The organism is Scytonema hofmannii PCC 7110 (genome assembly GCF_000346485.2).
In the GTDB taxonomy this organism is placed as follows: Bacteria; Cyanobacteriota; Cyanobacteriia; order Cyanobacteriales; family Nostocaceae; genus Scytonema; species Scytonema hofmannii.
In genome coordinates, this window is record NZ_KQ976354.1 from 5,947,917 (window position 1) to 5,968,902 (window position 20,986).

The following is a 20,986-nucleotide window of genomic DNA, read 5'->3' on the forward strand; positions in this document are numbered from 1 at the left end:
GAGTAGACCTTGCAAAAACAAGTTACACAATTTTTATGGCTCATACCAATTTGAAACAAGAATGCGACAGATAGTTGGGTGAAAATAAGTCCAAATGAGACTCTTTCAATCCACGCATCCACGCATCCAAAATGGTATTACCAGCCTTTATAGCTGCTGACGTTCTCTCGCGTAATCAGCTTGACTGGAATTAAAATGTTCGGATTGCTGGGTTTTTTACCATACAGGATGTTGTTGCCAACCTCAACCGCTTTTCGAGTCATCCCTCTTGGATCTTGAGTCGCAGTTGCAGCATATAGACTGTTTTTGGATGCGATCGCGTCGATTGCTTCCGGCGCACCATCAACTCCAACAATGAAAAAGTCTTTGCGTTTTGCTTGACTGGCTGCGAGATCTACTCCAACACCGCTTGGATCGTTAATGGCAAAAACCGCATCAATAGACGGGAAGGTTGTCAGCAAATCGCTCATAACCCTCAGCCCTCCATCCCTGCTTCCTTCTGCGTTTTGGTCTTTTGAGAGGACTTTCATACCGGGATATTTAGACAAGACCTTTTCGCAACCACTCACTCGCTCAATAACTGAGGCGACTGGAGGACCGTTGACGATGACCACATTACCTTTGCCTTTGAGGCGATCGACAATGTATTGGCAACTCACCTCTCCTGCTTGCACATTATTGGTCGTTACTGTGGCATCCACTTCTCCACTAATGGCTGTGTCTACCGCAATCACAATCTTACCTGCTTGTCTTGCTTTCTCAACGGCTGGCGTAATTCCTTTACTGTCAGCAGCATTCAAGATGATGACGTCAGTATCAGCAGCAACGAAATTTTCGATTTGGTTGGTTTGTTGGTTCAGATCGTAGCCACTGGAAACCACCGTCACTTTGACATCATCACCTCCGATTTTCTGAGCTTCTTGCTCAGCGCCTTTCCCCATAAGAACAAAGAAGGGGTTACTTAAATCGCCAAGAGTGACGCCGACAGAGCGTAATTTTGCATCGCCGCCATCTTTGCTTTGTACACTGACGTTGGTAGCCGTATTAGTATCAGTGTTAGTAGCGGTGCTGTTATTTGGAGAAGTATTTGTGCATCCTACAATAGCACCACTGATGATACTTAATAAACTAGTTACAGTTGCGATCTTTTTCACATTCATCTTGCTCCTCAAGTTTAAATTCAAAACTTTTCAATCCAAAATCCACGCATCCAAAATTGGTCTCACCAACCTTTGTAGCTACTGAGGTTGTCAGCAAATCGCTCATAACTCTCAGCCCCCCATCCCGACTCCCTTCTGCGTTCTGGTCTTTAGAGAGGATTTTGATATCGGCATATTTGGATAATGCATTTTCGCAACCATTGACTCGCTGGATGACTGAGTCCATCGAAATACTGTTGAGGATGACTACATTGCCTTTGCCTTTCAGGCGATCGCCAATATATTGGCAAGCCAGTTCTCCCGCTTGTAGATTATTAGAGCTAACCGTTGCGTCTACATCTGCATCAACGGCTGCATCTACCGCAATGACGATTTGGGAGGTTTTTGTACAACCCATAACAGTACTGCTCATGAGAGCTAGTGTGTTGGCTGCGAGCGAAATTCTCTTCACGTTCATTTGTATTTAAATAAGGTATATCAAACAACTGCCAATGGTTATTGGTCACTGGTCACTGGTCACTGTTTTTAACTAAAGCTGATGTTATAAAGTTGGCAATTTTTTATTCTGTTTGAATTTACTTAGTTTATTTTTGTAACGTTACAAAAATAAACTCCCTTTATTGAAAGACTTTGACTAAATAAAGAAGGGTATTTCGTCTCTATGTAATTCAAACTCTTTATATCGGGGTCTTTAGAGGGCATTTATAAAGTAAATTCTCAATTTCTAAATTTATTATGTAGGTTGGGTTAAGCAACAGCAAAAACAAACATAATCGTATATTTGTTGGGTTTCGTTCCTCAACCCAACCTACAGATTCTGAATGTTTACTTTATAAATCATCCCTTAAGGATAATTAACCAATTGCGAGATTAAGTCTAATTTAACAATTTTATAGCCTAAACTTAAATTGCATTCACAAAATTTAACGGCAGAGTCGGTAAATCTTGCATTGTCAATTGTAATTTTGGTGGCTGTGAATTTGTAGTACATTATCCAATCTGAAAATCCTTCTACCTTGTTTTCAGACTCAACACAATTATACTTGCCAAATGCACTTAATTGTTATGTTAAGTTATCAAAGCTAGTTTTTTAATATATTGTTACATTAAACAAATCTTAGCAAAAACTAACTTTTCTTTTGACTGGTCAAGTGTGCAGTCGTTGCACCAAGACTTATTTGTTGATCAATAAAGCCCAATTGGATTATGATGTTTGTGCCGTTTTGTTTGAATCTTTGCCGCTACTAACGGATATTTAGAATTTTAATGTTAGAGGCAAATACTTAGCCAATAAATCTTCATAATAAGGTCTTAGTTCTTGCCAATTTGGAGGATTGGGATTTTTTGAATACAAATCGTAGGGATTGAATAACTTCACCCATTTAAACATTTGGCGATCGCGCTCGTCCATTAAATAATCGTAACCGTTTTCACGATGTTGGGGATAAAATGAATGATAGCGGAGGATATACAATGCAGGTTCGGGTAAATAGTTTTTCATCATGTGATAAAAATACTCGTCATGTCCCCATGACATATGGACTTGATTCAGCCCACAATTAGGTTTGTAAACACCATATTTAGTGTTATATTTCGGATTATTGTCATCGGGATTATGCTGGAAAAATTCAAAGAAGACAATTTTTTCGGAGAATGCACAACCTACAGGATAAGTATCGCCTACGGTAGCCCATTGGGGTTCCCCAAACAGACACAGCACCTTCCCCATATCGTGCAAGAAGCCTGTTAGTACTCTCCAGTCAGGATAACGATCTGCGTGAATAGCTTCTGATGTTTGCAAAAAGTGCTGTAATTGGTCTAAATATGTATCAGGATCTGAATCGTCCACCAATTGATTCAAAAATTCGACTGCATCCCAAACAGCCATTTCTTTCTTGTCAAACTTCAGAAATTCTGCTTTTTTCTGTAATACAAAGTCATATGTTTGGTTAATATGATTTAACCGATAGAACTCTTTGACTGTATCTCTAGTAGGCGTTTCATAATTCCTATACTCTTGAGCGGTTTTATCTTCTTTGACTATGCTAGCCGGATCGGGATAGCGGTTCAGTAAATCTTCTTCCCATTCTTCTAAGGAATCCAAGGGATTGTTTTGAGCTTGTTCGATGCAATCATTTAGAGTTTGAGACATACCTTCGCTACTTTTGTCGTTGATTTGTAAAATCGTACTTTCAGGTTTTAATTGGGGTTGCACAGGTGTGCATAAAGTGTTTTCTGCTTATTTTTTATTTTTGCACACGTGTGCAAAAGCGTGCATTAAGTTTTTTTACGAGCAGTTTTGGTCTATAGCTAAAATTGCTCAAGCTTAGGACTTAAGCATAGCCCCCTTTCTTACAGATTAAGAGCTGCTTGAGCTAACTGCATAATCCGATGGAACTCAAAGTTTTGTGATAAATGCTGTAGTTCTTTTGTCAAAGACTCGTGTTCGGGTGGAATTTGTTCAATGACAAGCAAAACCTCCTCGTCATTACACAATAATGCTGCCTGGTGTAATTGAGCAATCCAAGTTGCTGACATGACAGACAAATTGTCAGAGGTGAGTACGTTGTTGACAGGTAGGTCGCTGCTTGTTGATGGCGGTTCGCTGTCAGCATAAAGATAGGAAAGCCCTAAATATTTCGCCATCATGTTGAACAAGGTTTCTTCCTGAAAGGGTTTGCTAATATAGTCATCACAGCCTGCGTCAAGGGCAAGGTTGCGATCGCTTTCAGATGCATGAGCGGTCAGAGCAATAATCTTCGAGGGTTGGTTTTGATTTTTAGCTGCATTTTCTTGTTCTCGAATCCATTTTGTTGCTTTGTAACCGTTGAGAACGGGCATTCGGATGTCCATCCAAATTATATGGGGATGCCATACGTGCCAAAGTGCGATCGCTTCTTGTCCGTTTGTTGCTTCTTGCACGTCTAATCCCAAGTTAGTCAACAGCTTGACCAATAGCAAACGATTTTCTGGCTGGTCATCAACGACAAGAATGCGGTATTGAGGTTGACCGGGAACCAGCCCAATAACCTGACGGTTAATTTGTTCGGGCTGCATATCAGTACTGGTAGCAAGCCGAACTGGAAGGGTAAATTGAAAAGTTGTGCCTTGCCCAACTGTGCTACTGACTGTAATGTTACCTCCCATCAAACCCGCAAGGTTACGGCTAATGGTTAATCCCAACCCAGTTCCCTCTGTTGCTCCTTTTCCAGCTTCCGCTTGGACAAAGGCGTTGAAGATGAGATCCATATCCTTTGCTGGAATACCAATACCCGTATCTTTTACTTCAAACAGCAAAGAGACAGCAGAAGTTACGTTTTTCAGTTCTTGAAAGTTGGAAGTTCCTTCTTCTTCATTCACCTTGACACAGAGCGTAACATTTCCCTGCTTGGTGAACTTAATCGCATTACTGAGCAGGTTGATGAGGATTTGACGGAGTTTGCTGGGGTCAGTGGTGATGTATTGCGGCAGAATTGGGTCAATGTCGAAATTAAACTGTATGCCCTTAGCTACCGCTTTTTGCTGAAACATACTGCGAAGGGAATGTAACAAAGCAACGAGATCGATATTGTTAGTGTCAATCGAAGTATGCCCTGCTTCAATCTTCGACAAATCCAGTATATCGTTAATGAGATTGAGTAGATGATCGCCACTGCGACGAATGATTTTGAGGTTTTCTTGCTGTTCAGCGTTCAGAGAACGATCGCGCCCCATCACCTGAGTAAATCCCAGAATCACGTTTAGAGGAGTTCGTAATTCATGGCTCATGTTTGCCAGAAAAAGGCTCTTTGCTTGATTTGCCACTTCTGCGGTTTCTTTTGCCTGTTGCAGTTCTAATTCGGTTTGTTTGCGATCGGTAATATCTTTCATGAAACAGTGATGCCCAATAAATTTGTGCTGTTCGTTGTAAATTGAAATCATGACAAGCTGTTTGTAGAAAATCGACCCATTCCGGCGAATTCCTCTAGCATCAGTTTCAACCTTACCGTTTTGCAGCATCACATTGTAGGCAGCAATCATTGTTTCGATCTCGTCAGGATGAACGGTCTTTTGCCATGCCATCCCAATCATTTCTTCGGGGGTATAGCCTACTACACTAGCGTAAGCCTGGTTGACAAACACATACCGCCCCTCAACATCTAACTTTGCAATACCCGATACTGCATATTCCAGAGCCACGCTCATTTCTCGCAGTTCAACCTCTTTCTGCTTGCGTTCGGTAATATCAGTCAAAGTACCGACATATCCCTTCACTGTCCTATTAGCATCTAGTTCGGCAATTGCCTGACCCAACACCCAGGTTTCTTTACCGTCGGGACGAAGCATCCTGTACTCTGATTGAAATGGTAAATTTGATTGTGCGGCTTGTTGCCACTCGGAAAAAACTCGTTGGCGATCGTCTGGGTGCAAGCCATCGAGCCAACCTTCTCCCTGTGCTTCTGTAATTGTGATTCCGGCAACAAAACACCACCGGGGATTTACGTACAAACATTGTCCATCTGCATTGGTGTAAAAGATGCCAATGGGCGCAAGTTCTGCTAGAGCGGCATAAAACTGGGGTACACAACCCGGTGGACAATTAGGAGTGTCTTGCCCCAAGGGTAGAGTTATACTCATCACCAATCACCAATTATTTACTAATTATACTGACAAAGAACAACGATTAAGATTTTTTAAGAAATGCCTTGTGACTGTAGAGTTGGAAACAATAGCTGCTCTACAATTTTTATGAGTTTATGATAAAGATTCCCTTTCAATATCATTTTTATTATTTCCTCTTTTTCTAATTTTTGATAACGATAAAAATCTAGAATTTCTTCTTTTATACTCTATAAATTTTCTACCCAACTTTGTTGCAACAGAAAGAAGTAGAGTCTAACCATTAATTTTTATGTGTTCTTTTTTTATACTTATAATTTTACGTAATTTTACTAAAAAAAGATAGAGAGTCGATAGAACATGGCAAGTTTCTTAATATGAACCTTTTTGAAAAGGCAGATGGCAGATATACTTTGCACGATCATAAGCTGAGTATTCAAATGAACAACATGCTTTGTAGGGGCGCGGCAGCCTTGCGCCCCTACACCTGGGTTCAAAAGCGCAATCTATACTTGTGGGAAGTATAGTATTTTTCTTCTGCTTAACATCTGACGTACTTTTCGATCGCTATTTCTCACATTCCCAAAACCATTCTAATGTTTTGTACAATTACCAGGGGTGGCTCAGCAACGTCTATGTATATAGCATCTGATGGCTCTTCAAGAGTCTCAAACTGGGTGCTGAGCAATTTTTCACTCATGTAATGATTTTGACGCTCGTGCAATCGCTGTTGAATCAACTGGTAAGACCCCCTGAGGTACACCAGTTTGGTGCGATCGCTATCCAATACAAGAAATTGGCGGTAGCTGTCTTTTAATGCGGAACAAGCCAACACCATATTCTTATTTTCTTGCAACCAATGTTTAATAGCTGTCTGCAAATCTTGCAACCAAGGTTTTCTCTCGGCGTCACTTAGGGGGATACCACCTCGCATTTTCTCCACATTTTCTACCGAGTGGAAGTTATCAGCATCACTAAATTCCCACTGTAAAGACTCTGCTAGCAGTTTTCCTATGGTGGTTTTGCCAACTCCTGAAACACCCATTATGATAATAATCATTGATTTGTTGATCGCACTCACTAAAATTTTCTATACTCTATAGAGATGCACACGTGTGCAAGACAAAATTAAGTATAGCAAATGAGCAAACGAAAAATTTCCATTGAAGATATTGCTCGAAGAGCAGGCGTTTCTCATTCCACGGTTTCACGCGCCTTGCGAGATAACTCTCTCATTAGCCCCCAGGTGCGAGAGGAAATTAAGAAAATAGCGCGGGAAATGAACTATGTGCCTAATGCTGTTGCTCAAAGCCTGCAAACTCAACGTACCAATACCATTGGAGTAGTGGTCACTTCCATAGCAGATCCCTTTTTTGGGGAAGTTGTAGAGGGAATAGAACAGGTCGCCCGAACGGCGGGCTTGAGTGTGTTGTTAAGTGCTTCACACCGAGATTTTGAGCAGGAAATAGCAGCTATTGATAGTTTTCATCGCCGCAGAGTGGATGGTATCTTGGTAGCTGACTCGCGAATTACTAAACACCATACACAGCAACTCGCGCAAATTGCCGTACCAATAGTTTTTCTGAATAGTCAGACCCAAGACCAGCCCGAAATGTTTCACTTCATTGAAATAGACGACTATTTGGGTGCTCGATTGGCTGTAGAGCATCTTGTCAGTCTTGGACATACTTCCATTGGATACTTAGGCGTAGGCGATCGCAGTCGGTCAAACCAACAACGTCTAGAAGGATACCGCATGGCTCTTACGGAAACTGGTTTATCATCAAAGACTGATTGGGTTGCAATAAGTGATGAAGAATATGGCAGAACCGATGATGTTGCGATCGGTCAACAACAGCTACCTAAACTAGTCACGGCTGGGGTAACAGGCATCTTTTGTTATAACGATATGGTAGCAGTTGGTGCTTTGCTAGCTTGTCAGGAACTAGGTATTTCAGTCCCGCAAGATTTAAGCCTAGTTGGATTTGATGGTATTGCACTGTCCCGTTACGTTACGCCTCCACTGACGACAGTTTGCCAACCAATGTTGGAACTTGGTCGCTCTGCTATGCAAATGTTACTTGATGTGTTAATGGAAAAAAGTGTGGAAAACCTTGTTTTATCTCCTTTTCTAGTAAAACGGGGTAGCAGTGCGGGAACAGTGACCAGTGACCAGTGAACAGTATCGAATTCAGTAGTTATTACTATCAAAAGAATTTGAGATCAAAGTTGAACCCATCGTTTTGATTTTTAAACCAAGTTCTACCACCAAAATGCGGATAAATAGTTCAATTAATCTCGTCGCACTTTCATCTAGCGCTGCTAAAATTTGCTCGTAAGCTGGCCAACTGATATTGTGAAAAATTACTCGCTGTTCTGCTAGGAGCGTTTCTGGGGGAACATTGCTTGGTTTAGTGGGTGTACTAACCATAGAGTTTCTTTGAGTTTAGCTATTTCAAAGTATATCTTTATGGGGAATTTAAATGAAATTTATTCCCGTAGAATGATATTCTGAGAAAAATTATCAAAGATAAGTTTGTTTCTGCATCCAAATTTATTAGGATGCTGTGTGAGGAGTCATAGTGCAACAATTGCCCCTGTTAACAAGCTGTTCTATCGCAGGAGCGATCGCCTTAGTATCATTTCAGCCTGCGTGGGCTGAAATGAATCAAGTGAGTGTCGTTACTGTCAATCCTACTAAAGATGGAATTGAGGTCATCTTGCAAACAACAAATCCTCGGTTGTCAAAAGTTGTTACCTCTACCTATGAAAAGACTTATATTGCTGAACTGACCAATACTCAACTGAATTTGCGATCGGGTACGCCTTTGAATGTCAGCAATCCTGCTAATGGAATCACCAGTGTCAGTGTCACGTCCCTCAATGCAAGTAGTGTACGTGTTATAGTGACTGGCATTGATAGTCCACCTGCGGTCAAGATAGAGCAAAGCGATGGTAACTTAGTACTGACGGTTGCTGCACCATCACAGACATCCGCAAGTGCTGAACCACGATTTCTGGATTAAGCACAGACTAGAGTGAATGGGAAACATTTGAAGGATGAATATCATTTTTCCCAATCCAAAATCTAAAAATACTACCAAAAGTGAAGGTTTTCATGACAGACTAGCGTACCAATCTTGTGCTTGTTTGCGGATAATTTCTAATTCTTCTTGAGAAATGCGATCGAGGTGTCCCAAAATAAAACTCATTCGTCCTTGCGATTGTAGTTGATCGCGGTGACGGTCAAGAAAATCCCAGTAAAAGAAATTAAACGGACAGGCTTTTTCTCCAACACGTTCCTTTGGATTGCGATCGCATCCCTTACAATAATCACTCATCTTATTGACATAATTACCCGATGCTGCATATGGCTTTGATGCCAACAAGCCGCCATCAGCAAACAATCCCATACCAATAACATTGGTCTGCATCACCCAGTCATAAGCATCAATAAACGTGGCATGAAACCAATTTTCCACTTCTTGAGGTGAAATTCCTGCAATCAAAGCAAAATTACTCAATACCATTAACCTTTGGATGTGATGAGCATAGCCAGTGCGTTGCAACTGAGATAAAATTTGACGCAAACAATTCAAATTGGTGTCACCTGTCCAGAAGAATTCAGGTAAAGGTTGGGTGTGGTTAAACCAGTTTTTTTCAGGATAATCTGCACTGACAAAATGATAAATCCCGTGCATATACTCTCGCCAACCTAACACTTGACGGATAAAACCTTCAACACTATTTAAAGGCAATTTGTTTTGGTAATATGCTTTTTCTGCTGCTTGAATCACCTCTAAAGGTTGGAGTAACCCGATATTTAGATACGGAGAAAGCATGGCATGCCACATTGTTTCTTCGCCTGCGATCATTGCATCTTGGTAAGGACCAAAATTAGGTAGGCGGTTGTTGACAAACCAATCTAAGACTTCTAATGCTTCAGAACGAGTAACCGCCCAACGAAAGGGGAGTTGGGAATGGGGAGTGGAGAGTGGCGAGTTGGGATTGAGGATTTCTGTACCGTAGGTTGGGAAGGGTAAAGAATTGACGTGGGTAATGACTTTTTGAGTTATCTCATCCGGTTCAAACCATTTAGCTGGTGGTGTCTTTAACTTTCCTTTTGGAGGCTGACGATTATTTTTATCAAAGTTCCATTGTCCTCCCGTTGGTTTATTTCCTTCCATCAGAATTTGAAAACGTCGCCTTCCTTCTCGGTAGAAATCCTCCATTAACAATCGTTTGCGAGGCTTAGCCCAAGTTATAAATTCTTCAGAATTCCACAAAAACTGATTGTTGGGAATTAGGGTCAGTTGACAATCTAAAAACGAGAGGTAACGCGTTTCTAAATTTTCAATAATTTTCAGAAAGGGAATGTCATTGGGTACCATCACCCGTAATTCAGTGATTTGTTTTTCCTTAACCCACTGTTGAAGTGGGGTCTCAAAATCTTCTGACATTTGATAGGTAACTGAGTAACCAATCTGTCGCAATTCTTCAGCAAAATGCCGCATTGCTGACCACACTAAAACTAGCTTTTGCTTGTGATAGGGACGTGCTCGGACATGACACAGCGACTCAATCAGTATGACGTGTACGTTATCCCTCTCGCGACAACTTTGCAAAGCTGCTTGTTCTAACCAAAGTTGATCCCCTAATATCCAAACACCAATTGCCATTTTTTCTATTACTCAAAAACCTCTGAAATTAAATTACCATTACGTAGCCCTTTTTCTCGTAACAGTTCATCTGCCCAAACTTTGTCTTCTTTTTGAAGCGGTGGTACAGATTCAAGATTGTAGTCTATTGCCAAATCAAATCCTGCCTGTTCGTACACCTCTACTAACAAAGGTTGTAAATCTACCAATGGTTCTGTATCTTCTAATAGTAAAGGTAGGAGAAATTTAGGAATCTCCTGACGGACATTAAAAGCAAACAACTGAGCTAGAGGACGGCGATTTTTCCGAGCAACTAAGATGCGATAGTCTGTCTGTATGGTTTCACTAATGATTCTCATGGATTTCCCGCTTCTGAGCAAGTCAATCTCTATGAGATTGGTAGGACTACTTAATACAGAGCTTCGCTTTTCTTCATAAACGTCTCGTCCTTTTCCTGGACGTTTATTGGTGGGAGAAAGAACTTCAATGACTGTAACCACGCGACCAGTTGCTACTTCTCTAATTTCTAAATAACCTTCTCTGACTTCTTCTGGTACCGGAATTGTCACCGTGACACATTCAGATTGAGCAGCCAGAGTCGTAATAGATGGATTTTTAGTTGTTGACTTTTGAGTCAGTACTGATACATCAGGAATTCCTACCTCGACTGACTTTTCGCCATCGCTGAGATAGGTTCGTTTTTCAATTGCAACTCGGTATTTAGGGCGTATTGGGGGAGCTATGGCTATGGCGATCGCTGTAATCAGACGATGATGAACCTCAGGCCACAAATCAGGATTTTCTAAATAAGGGTTCATTCCAGGAAAAGGTGAAGGCATTAAGCATACCTCTGGTCATGGTGATTACATTTCCAATGATAGGAGCAATTTCTCCCTTTATCTTTGGCATGGAACAGCACTTGATGGTTTAATCAATTAATCTTTAAGTAGGACAAATGAGTTGCTATCATCGTAGAACCTGTCCTCTTCTAAGAGTAGCATGACACAGAGATAGGAGTAAATTACTGTAGGTAATTTTAGACAAAGAAGGGAGTCAGGTGACACTCACTTAGCCTAATTTAGAGTTGACAACTTCATCAATTCAAATAGGATTACTATATCACAGAAATAATGTGGGCTATGGAAACTGTGCTGTCGATGTCAATGAGGATGGTTCCGCCGTTGGAACGACAGAAGGATTCGTATTTGGTGGTTTGGGCTATGGCTAGACTACAGTTTGTGAACTGTCATTCTGGTGGATTAATAATTGAGAGATCGTAGGTGGAGAAAGCAGGTTTTTGTCTTTCAATAATCTTCCGGATGGATGCTTCATCAATTTGAGCGGGGTACTGTTGACGCAGTTCTACAATGAAATGATACGGGCGTCCACCTCCGAGCATTGAATCAATACCTATTTGGGTTGTCCCCAAAACAAAACCTTGCTCAAAAATTTCTCTAATTTTGATATGCTCCTCATCAAGTGGCAAGCCTGTGAACAAATGCAGGTAAAAGCGCAAACCCCACCGCGTACCATTACTGTGGTTCTAAAATTACCTCGATTTCAACACTGACTCCGACGTATTCGGGTGACTCTAATTTAACTTGCACTCCTAAAGGTTTGCGATCGCTCAAGTAATCCAGAATTTCTGATTTTAATTCATAGTCAAGGGCAAAATATTCTTCGGGTTTCATTCCCCGACGAAAATCAAAAGTATTTATGTCTGCCTTGTTTGGAATCAGAAGCAAGCGGACAATCCCTGCTGTAGTGTGTTCTGGCTGAGTGAGACAATGGGCGCGAGCAACTGCTCTTCCTGCCGCGCTCATGGCTAAGCGCTCAAAATTCTCTGGAGTGACGGCAGATTCAAAGGCTTGAGAAGCTTTACCATTACTTATCCCCAGCAATTCCTCTGGAACTCGGATACATTGAGTGGCATCTACTGCACCGCCAATGGCGCGTACAGCCAAACCCACAATACTAGGTGAGCTACTATAGGAGGGTTGAGCTTCATGAAGAATTGTGTAGACACATCGTATCCAATGACCGGTGTAGTTTGTGCCAAAGTTGGTTTCAGGCCATGTTTGGGGTAAATGGAGAACGACATCGGCTCCTTCTGTTGGTTGTGCTATTTCACTAAAGCTGAAACCTTTGGTTTTATCGTCGTCTTTATCTCGTAGAATCGGCTGCCAAGTTCTATCGTTCCAAGCTTCCCACTTGCGGGGAGGATCGTCCGGGTTAATCTATACCCTTTGTAAGGGCGCAATGCCTTGCGCCCCTACCCCGAATGGCACGCTCGAAGTGCGACGCGGAGACTTGGGGACGCGGAGACGCGGTGAGGAAGGACTTAATGAGTGAGAGGACTGTAAGATATGCTACTGTTCTATCTCTGGATGCTTTGCGTATTTTCCATTGCTCTCGCAGTAGTTCGGGGTAATCCAAGCGAAAATCTGGGACTTCCCGATAAGCGATCGCTTCGTAGCGTTGAATAGTTGGGCGAGAGGTTGCCAAAATTTGACTTAACGCTTGTTTTGACAGTGGCGAGTTTGAGTACAAAGCCTCTCCCACCGCAAACTCGCCCAAATTAAAGATTCTGGGGATTTGCACATATCCTCCTATGTTGTGCGATATGGACGATTTGATAATGATTTAACGGAGATGGGCGCATCGGAGCGCGATATGGACGCTTAATTATTTTTTAGAAGCCCGGAAAGCCTGAAAACCGCACTAGAGCTTTATTTATCTTCACTTCTTTGAATGATTTTGCGTTTGTCTTGGCACTCTGCTTGCGCTCATCCCTTACACTTGCTAATATAGCAATAAGTACTAATAAGTACAACACCTCTTTCCAAAACTCGCTGTAAGGGTGACAATTGCTGATAAGCGATAGCACTTATATGTACTTGTAGATGCCTACCAAAAAACCACGAGTGATGGTCTACCTCGATCCAGATAAGCATGATTTTCTTAAACAATGGGCTGAGGATGAACATCGATCGGTTAACAACCTTATAACAATGCTGTTAGAGCAAGCGATAGACAAGAAGAAGGAGGAAAATGACCAACACAGGACAACCGCCAACTACTGAGGAGCGACTTAGCCGCTTAGAGACACTGTTTGCCAACGTTGGCGAAACAGTGCTAGCCCAGAATGATGCGATCGCTGCTACTCGTTTTAACATCAACGGTCAAAGTAACACCATTGACGTTCTGGTTGCTAACATCCAGCAACTTACCGAGAATGTAGCCGCAGTCAACCAAAGAGTAGACGCACTGACTATCAATGTTGTTGAAGTAACCAACCGTGTAGATTCTTTAGCAGCCGAAGCAGCCCAAGACCGACAGCAAGCAGCTATTGACCGCCAAGAATTCCGAACCGAAATTCGGCAGATTTGGGAATATCTACGCGATCGCAATGGTGGCAGCAGTCCACTGTAAGAAATATGCTGGATTTTTCTGAATAAGCATAGAAATATTCTATGGATAACCTCATGCACGCATCATAGAAATATTCTTTGTTCACGCGAAACAGCATAGACAAAATCTATGAAAAGGTTTTTCCATAGAGATATAATCCTATAAAGACAAAAAACATAGACTTTTGTCTATAGTAAATAGCTAGCTCGCCGTTATGGAAAAGTTTCCGTAACGGTAAAGATTAGAATGCTAACTTGGAATACTAAAAAACTCAGAACGCTGTTGGCAAGCGCATCTTGACCGACGGTACAGAGCGATCTACCATTACAGAACTTACGCATTGACAAGTGAGACAATAAATGAAGTACTAAAAAACCGAAAAATATAGGTGATTCCTTTGGAGGGCTACGCCTTAGCTAATCACTAGGGAACAGAAAAGAAGGATAATTTACATTATCTCTATTGAGGGTACGGACAATGAGATCGATTACCAAGCCATCTACCGCCAAGTGCGATCTCAACATTTACACTCTGTTTTTACTAGCAGAATCAAAGTATCCAGGGTGTACACGTTTAGCAGAAATTATGAAAGATTTGTCACATTGTTTGTGGCTTGGGTGTGCGACTTACCTCACCACCAGCACAAGCGTCAGCCAGATTTCGCGATCGCGAAATCTGGCTGTACCCAGCTTATCGCCGTTGGTTAGAAATTCAACCGGGTATTGCCATTGACCTAGAGGGGAATCCAATTATTGTTGACCCCTCCACAGACCGTCAGCTATACAGCGCAACCCAAGGTATTGCAGATATCACCAGGTCAGAAGCGAATAGTTGCATTGAAGGTGAAACCTCAGAAGTGGTGGCGTCGTCACTGGCGTGGAAAAAGCTTACCCTTGACTTTTGATATTGAACTGGACAATGCTACTGTTGGGGGACAAGATTCCTTGACCCTAGCGTTACCGAAAAACTTGCCTCAAGGAACTTTAATCTGGGAATCTCATCCCTGGTGGCAATTATGGCTGTTTGTTCTATTGATAAAAGTAGCTCTGTCAAGGTAGCTCATAAAATTTTGATTCAGGTGGCAATTCCTCATCTTCACTCTCAGCGTACTCAGCGGTTCAAAAATCATTTATTTAACCGCCGAGACGCAGAGTACGCTGAGAAAAGAGGTGAGAGACCAATAGAGCGAATCCAACGAATATCTCCATCTTTGCGCCGAATTCTAGTCACGTTAAGGTATTGTCCAATCTTCTATTTGTAAATTAGGAACTTTTGCAAAATCTTTAGTATTACGTGTAACTAAAATACCTTTTATAGACAGAGTAATAGCAGCAATACGTAAGTCTCTCGTACCTATACGAATTCTCTGACGAACTAATTCTTGATAAGAATTGTAAGCAGGCAAGTCAAAGTCAAGTATTTTGAGTTTGTTAAGATATTCGACACCATCTCTTAATCCCTTGTAAGCCAGTATCAGTTTTTCAGATTGGGAAGGTCGATCGTTATACTTATTAATTACATTCAGCCATCCTTTCATTTGTTCTTCCAATGTCACAACTGTTATAGCTGTATTTACAAAATTAATTTGGTTGAGACGCCGTGTAACAGTTGGATGTTCTCTTTGAAAAAGTGATAAATGGTCAGTATCAAGCACCCGAACAACTGTCACTTTATCTCATCCTCTGCATCGATTTGCTTATAGTACTCCTCGATTTCTACATCAAGTTTATGGTGTTCTGCTTCTATATCAGCCAAAACCTCATCAAAGAGTGGATTATCTTTGTACATTCCAGCCACATTGAACCAAGGATTATCATTTTTGGGTGAATCAATTTCTAAAGTAACAATTCTTGAATTTTGTAAACGTTTCTGCAAAAGCTGCTGTAGGTTCTCCAACGCTTCATTTTCAGTTTTACCAGAGCTTTTACAGTCGGATAAGCCTAGTACCACTGCACTAAATCTACCATCATGCTCACTTTCAACCAGTACACTATAGGTTAGCTTAGACGTATCTCTCTCAGAACTCGTTGAAGGACTAAAACCGATCATACTTTTTCCTTTTATTTATATACTCTAATTTTAACGCAAAAGCCGTCCTGAAATTTGAAACGTAACTGAGAGCATACAGTCACACCTCACAGATGTAAAGCTCTTCAAAGCAAACCTCACAGGTGCAAAGCTCATGACTGCCGATCTGTGAGATGCTAATCTCAGGATGCGATCGCTCAGACCTACCAGTGGAGTAGTAGAAGGAATCAATAATAAATTGAAGTTAATAAAGAGAAGTGGATTTGGATTTAAAAACTTTCGCAATTTTGAGATTAGAGCTTTACTAGCTTGGCATTATCCTATCAATTTAGCACGTTAAGTACGCAAGAGCCGTTGTCGTTGTGGTAAACAACAACTCTACTACTATTGCCCTCTTCTTTTTTCAGGTTTTCTCACTTCACCTAGAACACCGATTCAGTAACAAGCGATCGCACTTACCTTATGATCGCTTAGCCGCAAGCCGTACCCAACTTATCGCCCCAAGAGGTGGTTGATAGCAAATTGTCTCGACCCCCTTCACCCAGCTATGTGATTTTCATTCTCTTCAACTCACTTTTGCTTTTGGATTCGTTCATACAACTATTACTTACCAACTTTTTTGACTGGGCTGACTGACTTACCTTACGATCGCCTGTTACTGAATCGGTGTTCTAGTACTACAACGAGACTTCTTACATTTCAGTGTGGAGTTAGTTTTATCGGGGGAGTCATAGGCTACCCCTTAGAGCAATTACACGAGGAGGTAGCCTGTATCGCTTATCACTTCCATTGGTCTTTAGAAGACATTCTTAACTTAGAACACGATAACCGTCGCCATTGGGTAACAGAAATAGCTAAAATCAAGCAGTAGAAAACATGAAAGGAGCTTTTTGTACATACGAACTGGGCATTGTTACTTTACCAGCTGCCTAAGATACCTACTAAGGTGTGACACCAATTGTCATTTTTTTTCCCAAACTACTAAAAAAATGTAAACAATTTTGAAGAATAAACTCGGTATGCTGTAAACTAGCTAACCTAATGCCATACTGCTGCACTAAGTTCTCTTTATGTCAGAGCATCTCTCTCTCCCAACTATTAAACCCAACATTTCTCATTTTTCCTCCGGTCCTTGTGCAAAACGCCCTGGTTGGTCGGTGGAAAAACTAGCCAATGCTTGTGTGGGTCGTTCTCACCGTTCTACAGATGGTAAAGCCAAGTTAGCAGAAGTGATTGAACGCTCCAAGAAAATTCTTGGTGTTCCCTCAGACTATCGTTTGGGTATTGTTCCTGCTTCCGATACAGGCGCAGTGGAAATGGCAATGTGGTCGTTGCTAGGAAAACTTCCCCTAGATATATTGGCATGGGAAAGTTTTGGTCAGGAATGGGTGAAAGATGTGGTAGATGAGCTAAAGTTGCCTGATGCTCGCATCATGAAGGCACCTTATGGTAGTTTACCCGATTTACACCAAGTTGATTTTAGTCATGATGTTGTGTTTTTGTGGAACGGAACAACATCTGGTGTGAGGTCACCTAATGGTGATTGGATACAAGACGATCGCCAAGGTCTGACTATTTGTGATGCGACTTCTGCGGTATTTGCAATGGATATCCCTTGGGAAAAGCTGGATGTCGTGACCTATTCTTGGCAAAAGGTCTTGGGTGGAGAAGCACAGCACGGAGTGATTGTGCTGTCACCACGCGCAGTCGAACGTTTGGAAAGCTATGACCCAGGTAGACCCATACCAAAGATTTTCCGTCTCACTCAAAAAGGCAAGTTGATTGAAGGTGTATTTAAAGGAGACACTATCAATACGCCATCAATGCTGTGCGTGGAAGATGCACTTGATGGTTTAATCTGGGCAGAAAGTATTGGTGGGCTTCCAGGTCTGATTCGCCGCAGTGAAGCCAATCTAGCAGCGATCGCCCGTTGGGTTGAGAAAAGCACTTGGGCTGCATTCCTAGCAGAGAATCCTGAAACTCGCTCCTGTACTTCTATTTGCCTGCAAATTAAGGATTCTTGGTTTGCAACTTTAAGCTCAGAGAAGCAAGCAGAATTTGCCAAAAAACTGGCTAAAGTTCTGGAACAAAAAGAGGTTGCTTACGATATTGCATCCTATCGTTCTGCTCCTCCAGGAATCAGAATTTGGGGCGGTGCAACGGTAGAAACTTCGGATATCGAAGCCTTGTTACCTTGGTTGGATTGGGCTTTTGCTACGGTTAAAGCTGATTTCGAGAAAGCAGGAGCATAAGCGATCGGCTCCATCGCAAAGCAACACTACCTGAAAAAAGAATGCGACAGATAGTTGTGTGAAATGAAGTTTAGGCTTATTCAATCCAAAATCCACGCATCTAAAATTCAAAATGCTATAAGGCTTGGTTGTATCCTCTGCAAACGTGCAGGGGAGTCATTTTGATGGCTACGCACGTCGTGCTTTAGGCTTCACTGTGAACTTTTCTAACAATTGGAGAATTTGTATGCATTCTACCGAAAAAAGAACCAAGCTGTTGCAAATATTTTCCTCCACTCAACGTGCTGGTGTTGAGGAATATGCTTTAACGATTGCATCAGCAGCAGTAAAAGAGGGTTGGGATGTTTCTGTGGCGTTTCCAAAAAGAGAAATGACCGCATCCCTAGTTCAAAATTTTCAGGAAAAGGGTGTAAGCTATCATCCCTTAGAGATAGCAGAGACAGATACCTCAACACTCAAGACAATAAGAACATACTTACCTTCCCTAATGCGTACAGTTCGTTTACTTCTGATAACGAAACCAGATGTGGTACATATAAGTCTTCCCTGGCCCGAAAACTGCTTAGGTAGCATAGTTGCATGTGGGCTATTAAAAATACCAACAGCAGTTGTGTTTCAGTTATGCCCTTTTCTGGTTCCAATGAATCAGAATCGTTTAAAAATCTATGATTGGGCAAGAGCTAGGAATCAGCAATGGATTGCTGTTTCAGAAAATAACCGAAGTATTATTTGTAAATTATTTCAGATGCCAAGCCATGAAGTTATTTGTATTTACAATGGTGCGAAAGTGACACCGACTGTCAATCAAGATAGTAATGAAGATATTGCCCTATTACGCCGTCAAGTGCGTCAAGAACTTCAAGTGCCTGAAAATAGTCAAATTGCACTAACAGTTGCTCGTCTAAATGCTCAGAAAGGACATGAAGACCTAATTCCAACCATTCCTGACTTGACTAAAGATTTCCCCGATTTGAGGTTTGTATGGATTGGAGACGGTCAACTAAGAGAACAATTACTCAATAAGGTTCGGGAGTATTGTGTAGAAGATAAAGTTTTCTTTCTTGGTTATAGAAGCAGAACTGAGGTTATAAAATTCCTCAAATCTGCTAATATTTTTGTTTTTCCTACCCGCTATGAAGGCCAGCCATTTGCACTTTGTGAAGCAATGGCATATGGGTTACCAATTGTTACCACCGATGCTAGTGGAATTCCTGAGATAGTTCAGGATAAAATGCACGGCTTACTATGCCGTAAAGAAGATAGTCGTGGATTGTTAGAAGCTATAAGTTGGGCACTTAGACATCCTACAGATATGCAGGAGATGGCTCACAAAGCGCAACAACGAATTCAGGAGTTTTCTGAAGAAAGAATGGTCACAGAGACTTTAAATATACTACACAAATTGTGTCAGTTCTAAGGGAACTTAATACAAATTAATGTTTGATATTCCGGCAGTCCTAAAGCGTTCAGCTATCCGTAAAGCAATGGGTGCTTGGTCTTCATGGAACACTAGTGATCAGAAATGGCTCACTACTGGCGTTTAGACTAAGACAGGCGATCGCGAGGAGCGAAAATTTAAATGTACGAAAAGCAGGGACGAGTGTACAGGTATAAAAAAATGATAGTCTACGGTTGATACAGAGGGATGGGAAGCATTTGTCTCTAAAGAACTTGAACACAGGACTGATGTGCTATTCACTACATTCTCTGAAAAAGCAATTTTGTACCAAAATTAGCAAGAACATGGAATATCGCGACTATTAAATCTTCTACTGTAAAGTTCAGCAGTTAAAATAATGAATGCCGCGCCAAAGATGATTTCTAACGCTTCAAAGTGAACGGTGGTGTAACGAAAGCCCTCTAATTCACTGAACTTGTCCTCTCTATATACCAGGAGAAATTATGAAACCACTTTGCATCATTGTTGGATTTGGAGCCGGAGTAGGGATGGGTATTGCTGACGCATTCGGCAAAGCTGGTTTTCAGCTAGGGCTAATTGCTCGCAATCCCTCTAAATACACCGATGCACTCCAGTCATTAACCGATATAGGCATTGAAGTGTCTATTGCAGCCGCCGATGTGAGCAATGAGTCATCGTTGACTGATGCGATCGCCAAGCTCCAACAAGAGCATGGCCTAGCAGAAGTCCTCGTTTACAATGTGGTGTCTCCGACTTTTGGTAAACCGACCACATTAACTACGACCCAACTTGCCCAAGATTTTAGTGTGAATGTTGTCGGGGCACTGGTGGCCGTGAAAGCCGTTTTACCAGCGATGCGATCTAAAGGGCAAGGAAGCCTGCTTTTTACAGGGGGTGGCTGGGCGCATTATCCTTGGGACGAAGCATCATCCATTAGTATTGGCAAGGCAGGATTGCGAAGCCTTGCCCTCACGCTTGCTCAGGAATTAGCTGACACAGGTATTCGGGTTGGCATGGTCAGTATTATGGGTCAAGTTGCTCCGGACACTCCTTTCGATCCCAATAAAATTGGAGAAGCGTTTTTGGAACTATATCGTCAGCCGACAGATAAATTTCAGTCAGAAATGTTGTTTCAAGGGGCAAGCTAACAACCGAATGGCACTAAGAAAACTCTAAAACCGTGTGACATGGAGACTTTAAGACGCAGTGACACGGAGAGTTGTCGAAACCTCTTTGACAAACGGTGCATTAGGTATTGATTTTAATCCAACTTCAATCGATTGGACATTGATAGATCGTCATGGAAACCTGAAAAAACATGGGTCAATCAAGATAAATGTCCAAGATAAACGCTCTCACCAAACTCAGGATATTATCGGTAAAACTGTTGCTCAATTGGTCAGGCTCGCCGAGCCATTTCAAGTACCAATTGTTATAGAAGACTTAGATTTTTGCTAA

General features: G+C 41.7%; 24 protein-coding genes and 3 pseudogenes. 14 read left to right on the top strand and 13 right to left on the bottom strand.

Annotation, left to right across the window (positions count from 1 at the left end):
- Positions 1 to 137: 137 nt before the first annotated feature.
- From WA1_RS24730 to WA1_RS24750, 5 genes and pseudogenes are all read right to left on the bottom strand, one after another.
- On the bottom strand, positions 138 to 1,160 hold the full coding sequence (locus tag WA1_RS24730) for an ABC transporter substrate-binding protein (RefSeq protein ID WP_017739843.1): 1,023 nt from the start codon (positions 1,158 to 1,160) through the stop codon (positions 138 to 140).
- An 85-nt stretch (positions 1,161 to 1,245) separates the two neighbouring features.
- Positions 1,246 to 1,617: pseudogene (locus tag WA1_RS24735) on the bottom strand (substrate-binding domain-containing protein); the annotation flags it as partial.
- Positions 1,618 to 2,415: 798 nt separating this feature from the next.
- Positions 2,416 to 3,375 (bottom strand): inositol oxygenase family protein, encoded by a 960-nt coding sequence (locus WA1_RS24740; RefSeq protein WP_017739841.1) that lies wholly within the window; start codon positions 3,373 to 3,375, stop codon positions 2,416 to 2,418.
- 137 nt (positions 3,376 to 3,512) lie between these two features.
- Positions 3,513 to 5,777: a PAS domain-containing hybrid sensor histidine kinase/response regulator gene (locus tag WA1_RS24745; protein ID WP_017739840.1), complete on the bottom strand. Its 2,265-nt coding sequence runs from the start codon at positions 5,775 to 5,777 to the stop codon at positions 3,513 to 3,515.
- A 556-nt stretch (positions 5,778 to 6,333) separates the two neighbouring features.
- A complete protein-coding gene (locus tag WA1_RS24750; RefSeq protein WP_017739839.1) occupies positions 6,334 to 6,819 on the bottom strand; it encodes a gluconokinase in 486 nt (161 codons plus the stop codon).
- 81 nt (positions 6,820 to 6,900) lie between these two features.
- Between WA1_RS24750 and WA1_RS24755 the strand changes: the two genes are divergently transcribed.
- Positions 6,901 to 7,938, top strand: a complete 1,038-nt coding sequence (locus WA1_RS24755; protein WP_017739838.1) for a LacI family DNA-binding transcriptional regulator — start codon at positions 6,901 to 6,903, stop codon at positions 7,936 to 7,938.
- 12 nt (positions 7,939 to 7,950) lie between these two features.
- Here WA1_RS24755 and WA1_RS24760 read toward each other — a convergent pair whose 3' ends face one another.
- A complete protein-coding gene (locus tag WA1_RS24760; protein WP_017739837.1) occupies positions 7,951 to 8,190 on the bottom strand; it encodes a hypothetical protein in 240 nt (79 codons plus the stop codon).
- 151 nt (positions 8,191 to 8,341) lie between these two features.
- Here WA1_RS24760 and WA1_RS24765 point away from each other — a divergent pair, with 151 nt between their 5' ends.
- On the top strand, positions 8,342 to 8,785 hold the full coding sequence (locus WA1_RS24765) for an AMIN domain-containing protein (protein WP_017739836.1): 444 nt from the start codon (positions 8,342 to 8,344) through the stop codon (positions 8,783 to 8,785).
- A gap of 90 nt (positions 8,786 to 8,875) precedes the next feature.
- On the opposite strand, the gene WA1_RS24770 is transcribed toward WA1_RS24765, so the two are convergent.
- Both WA1_RS24770 and WA1_RS24775 read right to left on the bottom strand, forming a co-directional pair.
- On the bottom strand, positions 8,876 to 10,438 hold the full coding sequence (locus WA1_RS24770) for a cryptochrome/photolyase family protein (protein WP_017739835.1): 1,563 nt from the start codon (positions 10,436 to 10,438) through the stop codon (positions 8,876 to 8,878).
- Between the two features lie 8 nt (positions 10,439 to 10,446).
- Positions 10,447 to 11,256, bottom strand: a complete 810-nt coding sequence (locus tag WA1_RS24775) for a DUF4058 family protein (RefSeq protein WP_017739834.1) — start codon at positions 11,254 to 11,256, stop codon at positions 10,447 to 10,449.
- A gap of 245 nt (positions 11,257 to 11,501) precedes the next feature.
- Here WA1_RS24775 and WA1_RS57245 point away from each other — a divergent pair, with 245 nt between their 5' ends.
- Entirely contained in the window at positions 11,502 to 11,645 is a 144-nt protein-coding gene (locus WA1_RS57245) for a hypothetical protein (protein WP_158516691.1), read from the top strand.
- Between the two features lie 18 nt (positions 11,646 to 11,663).
- On the opposite strand, the gene WA1_RS24780 is transcribed toward WA1_RS57245, so the two are convergent.
- The 3 genes from WA1_RS24780 to WA1_RS24790 form a co-directional block, all read right to left on the bottom strand.
- Positions 11,664 to 11,903 (bottom strand): hypothetical protein, encoded by a 240-nt coding sequence (locus WA1_RS24780; RefSeq protein WP_201789118.1) that lies wholly within the window; start codon positions 11,901 to 11,903, stop codon positions 11,664 to 11,666.
- A gap of 46 nt (positions 11,904 to 11,949) precedes the next feature.
- Positions 11,950 to 12,387 (bottom strand): hypothetical protein, encoded by a 438-nt coding sequence (locus WA1_RS24785; RefSeq protein WP_017739832.1) that lies wholly within the window; start codon positions 12,385 to 12,387, stop codon positions 11,950 to 11,952.
- 262 nt (positions 12,388 to 12,649) lie between these two features.
- Positions 12,650 to 13,018, bottom strand: coding sequence for a hypothetical protein (locus WA1_RS24790; protein ID WP_017739831.1), 369 nt, complete (start codon positions 13,016 to 13,018; stop codon positions 12,650 to 12,652).
- Between the two features lie 302 nt (positions 13,019 to 13,320).
- Between WA1_RS24790 and WA1_RS53195 the strand changes: the two genes are divergently transcribed.
- The 4 genes and pseudogenes from WA1_RS53195 to WA1_RS60195 all read left to right on the top strand — a co-directional run bounded on the left by WA1_RS53195 (position 13,321) and on the right by WA1_RS60195 (position 14,886).
- Positions 13,321 to 13,500 carry a type II toxin-antitoxin system antitoxin gene (locus tag WA1_RS53195; RefSeq protein ID WP_033334403.1) on the top strand — a complete coding sequence of 60 codons (180 nt, stop codon included), beginning with the start codon at positions 13,321 to 13,323 and terminating at the stop codon, positions 13,498 to 13,500.
- Positions 13,469 to 13,849, top strand: a complete 381-nt coding sequence (locus WA1_RS24795) for a hypothetical protein (protein ID WP_017739830.1) — start codon at positions 13,469 to 13,471, stop codon at positions 13,847 to 13,849. Before WA1_RS53195 ends, WA1_RS24795 begins: the two co-directional genes overlap by 32 nt.
- Positions 13,850 to 14,305: 456 nt before the next feature.
- A pseudogene (locus WA1_RS60190) lies at positions 14,306 to 14,431 on the top strand (IS701 family transposase); the annotation flags it as partial.
- 152 nt (positions 14,432 to 14,583) lie between these two features.
- On the top strand, positions 14,584 to 14,886 hold the full coding sequence (locus WA1_RS60195) for a hypothetical protein (protein WP_272819221.1): 303 nt from the start codon (positions 14,584 to 14,586) through the stop codon (positions 14,884 to 14,886).
- Positions 14,887 to 15,059: 173 nt separating this feature from the next.
- On the opposite strand, the gene WA1_RS24805 is transcribed toward WA1_RS60195, so the two are convergent.
- A complete protein-coding gene (locus tag WA1_RS24805; protein WP_017739827.1) occupies positions 15,060 to 15,497 on the bottom strand; it encodes a type II toxin-antitoxin system VapC family toxin in 438 nt (145 codons plus the stop codon).
- Positions 15,494 to 15,877, bottom strand: coding sequence for a type II toxin-antitoxin system HicB family antitoxin (locus WA1_RS24810; RefSeq protein WP_017739826.1), 384 nt, complete (start codon positions 15,875 to 15,877; stop codon positions 15,494 to 15,496). Before WA1_RS24810 ends, WA1_RS24805 begins: the two co-directional genes overlap by 4 nt.
- A gap of 178 nt (positions 15,878 to 16,055) precedes the next feature.
- On the opposite strand from WA1_RS24810, the pseudogene WA1_RS24815 reads away from it, so the two are divergent.
- The 7 genes and pseudogenes from WA1_RS24815 to WA1_RS24835 form a co-directional block, all read left to right on the top strand.
- A pseudogene (locus WA1_RS24815) lies at positions 16,056 to 16,196 on the top strand (transposase); the annotation flags it as partial.
- A 22-nt stretch (positions 16,197 to 16,218) separates the two neighbouring features.
- Positions 16,219 to 16,371 carry a hypothetical protein gene (locus WA1_RS60200; RefSeq protein WP_272819222.1) on the top strand — a complete coding sequence of 51 codons (153 nt, stop codon included), beginning with the start codon at positions 16,219 to 16,221 and terminating at the stop codon, positions 16,369 to 16,371.
- 104 nt (positions 16,372 to 16,475) lie between these two features.
- A complete protein-coding gene (locus WA1_RS53200) occupies positions 16,476 to 16,727 on the top strand; it encodes a DUF6760 family protein (protein WP_081402936.1) in 252 nt (83 codons plus the stop codon).
- Between the two features lie 199 nt (positions 16,728 to 16,926).
- On the top strand, positions 16,927 to 18,108 hold the full coding sequence (locus tag WA1_RS24820; protein WP_017739824.1) for a phosphoserine transaminase: 1,182 nt from the start codon (positions 16,927 to 16,929) through the stop codon (positions 18,106 to 18,108).
- A 226-nt stretch (positions 18,109 to 18,334) separates the two neighbouring features.
- Positions 18,335 to 19,525 carry a glycosyltransferase family 4 protein gene (locus tag WA1_RS24825; protein ID WP_017739823.1) on the top strand — a complete coding sequence of 397 codons (1,191 nt, stop codon included), beginning with the start codon at positions 18,335 to 18,337 and terminating at the stop codon, positions 19,523 to 19,525.
- Positions 19,526 to 20,010: 485 nt separating this feature from the next.
- Positions 20,011 to 20,676 (top strand): SDR family oxidoreductase, encoded by a 666-nt coding sequence (locus WA1_RS24830; RefSeq protein WP_017739822.1) that lies wholly within the window; start codon positions 20,011 to 20,013, stop codon positions 20,674 to 20,676.
- Between the two features lie 58 nt (positions 20,677 to 20,734).
- Positions 20,735 to 20,986 (top strand): hypothetical protein, encoded by a 252-nt coding sequence (locus tag WA1_RS24835; RefSeq protein WP_017739821.1) that lies wholly within the window; start codon positions 20,735 to 20,737, stop codon positions 20,984 to 20,986.

What these genes read in the sequence shown, in the direction of transcription:
- WA1_RS24730 (WP_017739843.1), bottom strand. Translation starts at nt 1,160, where the DNA reads ATGAATGTGAAAAAGATCGCAACTGTAACTAGTTTATTAAGTATCATC.
- WA1_RS24745 (WP_017739840.1), bottom strand. Translation starts at nt 5,777, where the DNA reads ATGAGTATAACTCTACCCTTGGGGCAAGACACTCCTAATTGTCCACCG.
- WA1_RS24750 (WP_017739839.1), bottom strand. Translation starts at nt 6,819, where the DNA reads ATGATTATTATCATAATGGGTGTTTCAGGAGTTGGCAAAACCACCATA.
- WA1_RS24755 (WP_017739838.1), top strand. Translation starts at nt 6,901, where the DNA reads ATGAGCAAACGAAAAATTTCCATTGAAGATATTGCTCGAAGAGCAGGC.
- WA1_RS24760 (WP_017739837.1), bottom strand. Translation starts at nt 8,190, where the DNA reads ATGGTTAGTACACCCACTAAACCAAGCAATGTTCCCCCAGAAACGCTC.
- WA1_RS24770 (WP_017739835.1), bottom strand. Translation starts at nt 10,438, where the DNA reads ATGGCAATTGGTGTTTGGATATTAGGGGATCAACTTTGGTTAGAACAA.
- WA1_RS24775 (WP_017739834.1), bottom strand. Translation starts at nt 11,256, where the DNA reads ATGCCTTCACCTTTTCCTGGAATGAACCCTTATTTAGAAAATCCTGAT.
- WA1_RS53195 (WP_033334403.1), top strand. Translation starts at nt 13,321, where the DNA reads ATGCCTACCAAAAAACCACGAGTGATGGTCTACCTCGATCCAGATAAG.
- WA1_RS24795 (WP_017739830.1), top strand. Translation starts at nt 13,469, where the DNA reads ATGACCAACACAGGACAACCGCCAACTACTGAGGAGCGACTTAGCCGC.
- WA1_RS24810 (WP_017739826.1), bottom strand. Translation starts at nt 15,877, where the DNA reads ATGATCGGTTTTAGTCCTTCAACGAGTTCTGAGAGAGATACGTCTAAG.
- WA1_RS24820 (WP_017739824.1), top strand. Translation starts at nt 16,927, where the DNA reads ATGTCAGAGCATCTCTCTCTCCCAACTATTAAACCCAACATTTCTCAT.
- WA1_RS24825 (WP_017739823.1), top strand. Translation starts at nt 18,335, where the DNA reads ATGCATTCTACCGAAAAAAGAACCAAGCTGTTGCAAATATTTTCCTCC.
- WA1_RS24830 (WP_017739822.1), top strand. Translation starts at nt 20,011, where the DNA reads ATGAAACCACTTTGCATCATTGTTGGATTTGGAGCCGGAGTAGGGATG.